This is a genomic window from Faecalibacterium intestinale (genome assembly GCF_040096575.1).
Taxonomy (GTDB): Bacteria; Bacillota; Clostridia; order Oscillospirales; family Ruminococcaceae; genus Faecalibacterium; species Faecalibacterium intestinale.
The window spans coordinates 1-5,759 of record NZ_JBBMEN010000047.1 but is presented as its reverse complement, the minus strand read 5'-3'; the positions used below and the strand labels follow the sequence as shown (position 1 = coordinate 5,759).

Sequence of the window (5,759 nt, the reverse complement as noted above, 5' to 3'; positions counted from 1 at the left end):
ATTTTTTCGGCAAGGCGGTCGTAGTTATATCCCGCATCGACCATAATGGTCGTATCGCCTTTGCGGTAGAAGAAGATATTTGCCACCCACTCTCGCACACAAGCGACATTTTCATCGATCCAGCCGGTGTTCAAAGGCTTAAAGATCTCCTTGCCCCGGTACATCCAGCTCATTGCTTTTCTTTGAAATTCCGTTGCCTTTTTCGACATGATCGCACCTCATTTCTGTGCTGTGATGCACAGCCAGCCCTTTTTATTTTTGTGGTTCTGGATCTTACAAAATCCTGCTTGCTCCAGATACGTTTTACCGTTCACAATGCAATGCTTTTTACCAGATGCGCCCACTGCTCCGGGTGACAGGCCAGCAATTCCTCGTGCTGCAAGTTCTGCTCATGGAGAACAGGATGTGCAAAATGCTGCTGATACCGGGCACGATATTTTGCGCCCATTTTCAGGGCGTAAAAAATATGGATTTCGGTACCGGGCACATGGATCTTATCCGGCAGCGGAGTGATAAGATCGGAGTAGAACTGATTTTTACAGCTCTGCATGGTCACATAAGGGCGGGCCTCACCGAACATTTTCAGAAAGGCTTTGACATAATCCCCCGACTCTCTGGCACGCTTATCCAGACGCTTTTGGAGAAATTTTGCCTTAAACTTTCCGTCCCGCACCACGGGGTAGATCACTGGCAGCAGAAAATCAGTCTGCAATTTTGCTGCCAGCGGCGAAGCCTGATCCAGATCGGAGCTACCCAGAATGCCGTAGTCCATGTGGATGTTCTGCCGTGCCGCCAGCAGCCCCACGAACGAGCCGCCCAGAGAGCAGCCGTAGGCCGCCCGGATGCGACCGCCGCAGTGGGTCTTGAGGTAGGCCTCGATCTTTTCGGTCTCCTCCAGCATGGTGGAGAATTCGGTCTGTTCGGTCTCATCAAAGCCGTCGTAACTGACGCACAGCACCCGGAAGCTATCTGCCAGAAGCGGGATCACCGCACCGAAATTGCTTTTCCAATGGCAGCAGGTGCCCGGCAGCAGTAACAGCACCGGGGCATCCGCTGCACCAAATGTGTAGATTTTCATCGTGATACGTTCCTTCTCTATTTATTTTCCACCTGTAAATAGAAGAGATATATTTCTTCGTATAGGGCAGAGTTTTGAGTTAGGTAAAGCTAACTTTTCATTCTATAAAAAGCCGCTTCTCAGCGGTCCTTCTGCCAAAATAATACGCCCTGCCGTCTCCTCTGTCAAGGAGTTTAGTCATTTTCGGAGATTTTGAAAAAGATTTCGTTATTGGAGCTTCCCCTGCGGCATAGAGGAGGCAAAACGTTTCCCTCATCGAAAAAATTTCGCCCCTGTAAACTTGTCTGTTTCTGCTTGACAACGCCCGGTGGAGTGCTATTTTTACTTCGTGAATTTGTTTTGCCTAACCATCTGAGGGGTTTTCCCCTGCATTTTTTTGCATCGATTGTTAGACAATGGTCAAAAATACAACATCCTGTTGCTGCCAGCAATAGAAAGATCTACCGCAGACAGAAAATGGGGTTTGTTCTGATTCACATAGCGTATTTTTTCCTAAAGCTACAAGATGTGTCATACTTTTCTTGCTTCACTTCAATAAATTTTTCAAAACCCTCTTGACGCATTCTACATGCCGTGGTATTTTTCTTGTAAGTCCCACTGGTTTTGTGGATTGGTTACAAGTCATCCACAAGATGTGGTCGTGTTCATTTTGAACACAGCCACAGAAAGTGGTTGGTTATCACCGTGAGACCCACCACTTCAGTGAGGGAAAGTCCGCAAAAGAATTTACCGCCCCGCAACACATCCGATCAATTTTGCCGCCGATTCACCCGACAAAATCATCGCTGCGCTGCGTGGGCGGTATTTTTCTTTTCTGGGAACTTGTCAGGGCAAAGTCCTTCCATCTTGCTGTGCAAGACCGTTCCGTTGCTTAAAAAACCACTGGGGCTTTCATTGCTACGCTACGCTTGCAAACGCAAACCGTACCTTGAAAATTTCATAAGCCGTCCGAACGTGATACCGACTTTTCGTCAACGCCGCTGCATAAACAGGGGCAGGAACTTCGTTCGGAGCAAACGGTGACCCCATTACATGAGCAGCACCACCTCTACTTATTTTTGCGTCTTAACAATTCGGAAACAATTACCCAGAAACGGTTTTGAGCGCAGCGGTAGAGGGCAAGAACCGTCCCGTGGCCACAAATTTTCAATTCTTGAAAATGTTGTGTTCCACCGGGACTTCACTTCTTCAATGCGTCTGCATTTCCGATGTGATCTTGTTGGGGTAGCGCTTGTCGGGGCAACGCCCCTCCATCTGCTGTCGCAGACCGTGCTGCCGCTTAAAAGCCCCACTGGGGCTTTCATTGCTGCGCTGCGCTTCGCAAACGCGGTCCCACCCCAAACCCTGCTCATGGTTCGCACCTGATGGTGCGAACAGCAATGGCGTGTCGTGCTTACATAACTTCACCGAGGAGTTATCGAACAGACAGGAGGTACAATGACCAAAACGAATGTTCAACCGATTCCTAGTAATTCCCAGCACCACGACACGCCGAACAACAAAACGCACGTCATCAAGTTCCGTGTGACAGCGGAGGAAAAAGCGTCACTGGAACTCACTTGCAAACTCCTGAATCTCTCCCTCTCCACTTTCATCCGCCGAGCCATTCACAACGTCAAGATCGAGAAAACGGTCATCGTTGCAGGCGGCTGCGAAGAAACCCTGACCGCTGTTTCCACTTTGCTTGCCCAGTGCAGCAAGGTGGGCGGAAACCTCAACCAGCTTGCAAGGCACTTCAATTCCGGCGGCGCAGACACCGAGCAGATCCGGGCGAAACTCCTTGACGAACTTGCAGACCTGACCGCATTTCGGCTGCACGCCGAGAAAGTTCTGGGTGAACTGTATGGCAACGCTCAAAATTTTGCGTTCCACTCAATTGAAAAGGATAGTATTTACTATCGCATTGTGCTATTCTTAAAACAGGTTGGTTCTATAAAAGAGGAGGATGTTTCAAATGGCAATGAACACAAGCGTTTTCATGCACGATTCAGACAAAGCGGCTCTTCAGGCATTAAAAGCCATTCCAGGATTTACACAGCTTTTGAAGGGATTTATGAGTATTTGGAACGAGCGGCAGTTTCAGTTATTAAATATGTCCTCTCGTCTACGGCTAAGCGAGAAACAGATGTCCAAGTATTATGATATGCTTCCACCCATTTGCAAAAAACTTGGAATTGAGATTCCTGATTTGTATATTGAATTGGATGTCTCTCCTAATTCGTATACCAGCGGAGACACAAAGCCTTTTATCGTAATGACTTCCGGTTTACTCGAAACATTGCCAGACGAATTGATTCCAACGGTTCTTGCTCACGAGTGCGGACATATTGCTTGTCATCATGTTCTTTATTCCACGATGGGCAGAATGATTTTGAAGGGAGTTTTGGGACTATCCGGTTTTTCAGCTCTGGTCACAACACCGCTTCAAATCGCTTTTGCCTATTGGATGCGGTGCAGTGAGTTTTCCGCAGACAGAGCAGCGGTTCTTTATGATGGTACGCCGGATAAAATGGTAGAAGTCTGTATGCGCCTCGCTGGTTATGACAAAGACATTGTCGCGGACGCCAGCGTAGCTGCATTTATGGAACAGGCAAAGGACTACAAGGAACTTGTTACCAACTCTACATGGGATAAAACCTTGGAGTTTTTAATGTTCAGTCAATATGACCACCCTCTTACAGCTTTGCGTGCGTATGAATGCAATGAATGGTCTGATACCAAACAATTCAAGAAAATTCAGTTATACTTAAATGAAAATCACTTTGTAAACGATTTTTCTCCTGCCAGTCGAGAAATTCCAGTAAGAGAATCTTCTAAGTTTTACATTGGAAAAGATTACAATGAAGTTGAATCCGTTTTTAAATCTGACGGCTTTATTTCTGTAAAGGCAGTCAAGACAGCGGAAAAAGGACTTTTTACAAAGAGTGGACAAGTCATTTCTGTCAGCATAGGCGAAAGCAATAGTTTTGAAAAAGATTCTTGGCATCGTAGCGATTCTGAAATAATTATCACTTACTATGAACCTCTTAGTACCGAAGAGCTTGCCACGTTGCACAGTGGAAGAATCCAAGCACCTGATTCAGCTAAGAAATGTATCGGTAGAAGCTATCAGGATGTTGTACAAGAGTTCTCCGATGCTGGCTTTACGCAAATCGTTATTGAAAAGCAGGATGTAAAGAAAGGCCTACTTACAAAAAATCTTGCAATTTCAAAGATCACGATTAAGGGACAATTACAGTTTGCAAAGGGGGACTGGTTTGAACCAGATTCACTCGTTCGCATTATTTATCAGAACATTATAAACGAGTAACACCAATTAAATGCTGTCCATACGTTGCATTTCCACAGGTGCACCCCGAAATCTGCTTTTCTACCATGCCGCTCCGCTTTGCAAATCGTGAGGAAGCACTCGCTTGGATTTGCAAGAATCAGCTGGGGCGGCGCAATCTTTCCCCCGAACAAAAGCGTTACCTGCTGGGGAAGCAGTACGAATCTGAAAAGAAAGCCGAGAAAATCTTTCACGGCAACCAGTACACTTTAGCAAAGAAAAGTGGTGGGTCTCACGATGATACCCACCACTCCGGCAAGAAAACCTGCGACCGAATCGCAGAAGAAAACGGTGTCAGCCGTGTCTCTGTTCTCCGTGCCAGCCACTATACACGAAACATCGACATTGCGGACAACCTCTCTCCCGGCATCAAGCAGAAAGTCTTTTCCGGTGAAGTGAAGTTCACCAACGAAGAAATGTCCAAGCTTGTGCAGGCAAGTGTCGAGCATCGTTCAGATGTCCTTGCTCAAATCCTGCATCCAGAGGCATTGGAAGTGTTGGAATCTGCCAGCGCTGAATTTGAGCCTGAAAAAGCGGAACCCGTTCCCATGCCCACGCCACAAACAGAAGAATTCCGGTGCTATCATGTGCCGGACGAGTTTATGAAGGTTTACAAATCTTTGAGCCGTGCGACCGAAATGATGAAAAACTCATGGAAGAAAACGCTCAAAAACAATCCCAGCTATTTCACTGACCCGGAAAAGCAGAAGGTTCTCCGCTTCGCAATGCAGCGACCTGCTAACTACCTGACTGAAATCGAAACCTATCTGGAAAAGGCTCTTGCAGAAGCCCTTGAAGAAGAAAAGACCGCATAACATCAGACACCTGTAAGCCATCAACGAGCCACCAGCCGCAAGTGCAGGGCGGAAAGCATCCGCGCCCTTGCGCCTGATAAGAATTGGAACTTTGATTTTCTCGCCCGGCTTTGCCACGGTGGGACGATCAAAGGAGCGTGCGTTTGAACAAAAAGAAAAAGTCCACAAACATTTCCCCTTACCCCGATGATGTCATCGACCGTCTGGCACGGGCGTTCTACCCGGCCATCCTTGCCTGCTGGAACAGCGAGGAAGGACAGCGGTCACTTGTCGGGGCGGAGGCCCCTCCATCTTGCTAACGCAAGACCGTTCGGTCGCTTAAAAGCCCCACTGGGGCTTTCATTGCTCCGCTACGCTGCGCAAACGCGAGCTTGCCTATGGCAGGCGGAACAGGCTCATATCTCTGGCAAAGAAAAACAGGAAGTTCCCGCTTGCTGGGTATCCGTAAAACAGTTTTCGAAAAATGACACGGCAACTGCCTGTCAGGATTGGTTACGGAGTACCCGGCTAGGCCGAGGAAGCATCAAGTCCCATGTCC

At 47.6% G+C, this 5,759-nt stretch carries 4 protein-coding genes and 2 pseudogenes; 4 read left to right on the top strand and 2 right to left on the bottom strand.

Annotated elements, in window-relative coordinates; translation table 11 throughout:
• Both WMO20_RS14175 and WMO20_RS14170 read right to left on the bottom strand, forming a co-directional pair.
• Window positions 1–209: pseudogene (locus tag WMO20_RS14175) on the bottom strand (MBL fold metallo-hydrolase); the annotation flags it as partial.
• 101 nt (window positions 210–310) lie between these two features.
• Window positions 311–1,078, bottom strand: coding sequence for an alpha/beta fold hydrolase (locus WMO20_RS14170; protein ID WP_349187281.1), 768 nt, complete (start codon window positions 1,076–1,078; stop codon window positions 311–313).
• Window positions 1,079–2,515: 1,437 nt separating this feature from the next.
• Between WMO20_RS14170 and WMO20_RS14165 the strand changes: the two are divergent.
• From WMO20_RS14165 to WMO20_RS14150, 4 genes and pseudogenes are all read left to right on the top strand, one after another.
• A pseudogene (locus WMO20_RS14165) lies at window positions 2,516–2,941 on the top strand (plasmid mobilization protein); the annotation flags it as partial.
• Between the two features lie 91 nt (window positions 2,942–3,032).
• Complete coding sequence (locus tag WMO20_RS14160) at window positions 3,033–4,388, top strand: M48 family metallopeptidase (protein ID WP_349187280.1); 1,356 nt, start codon at window positions 3,033–3,035, stop codon at window positions 4,386–4,388.
• A gap of 38 nt (window positions 4,389–4,426) precedes the next feature.
• A complete protein-coding gene (locus WMO20_RS14155) occupies window positions 4,427–5,221 on the top strand; it encodes a hypothetical protein (RefSeq protein WP_349187279.1) in 795 nt (264 codons plus the stop codon).
• Between the two features lie 143 nt (window positions 5,222–5,364).
• Window positions 5,365–5,520: a hypothetical protein gene (locus WMO20_RS14150; protein WP_349187278.1), complete on the top strand. Its 156-nt coding sequence runs from the start codon at window positions 5,365–5,367 to the stop codon at window positions 5,518–5,520.
• Window positions 5,521–5,759 lie beyond the last annotated feature (239 nt).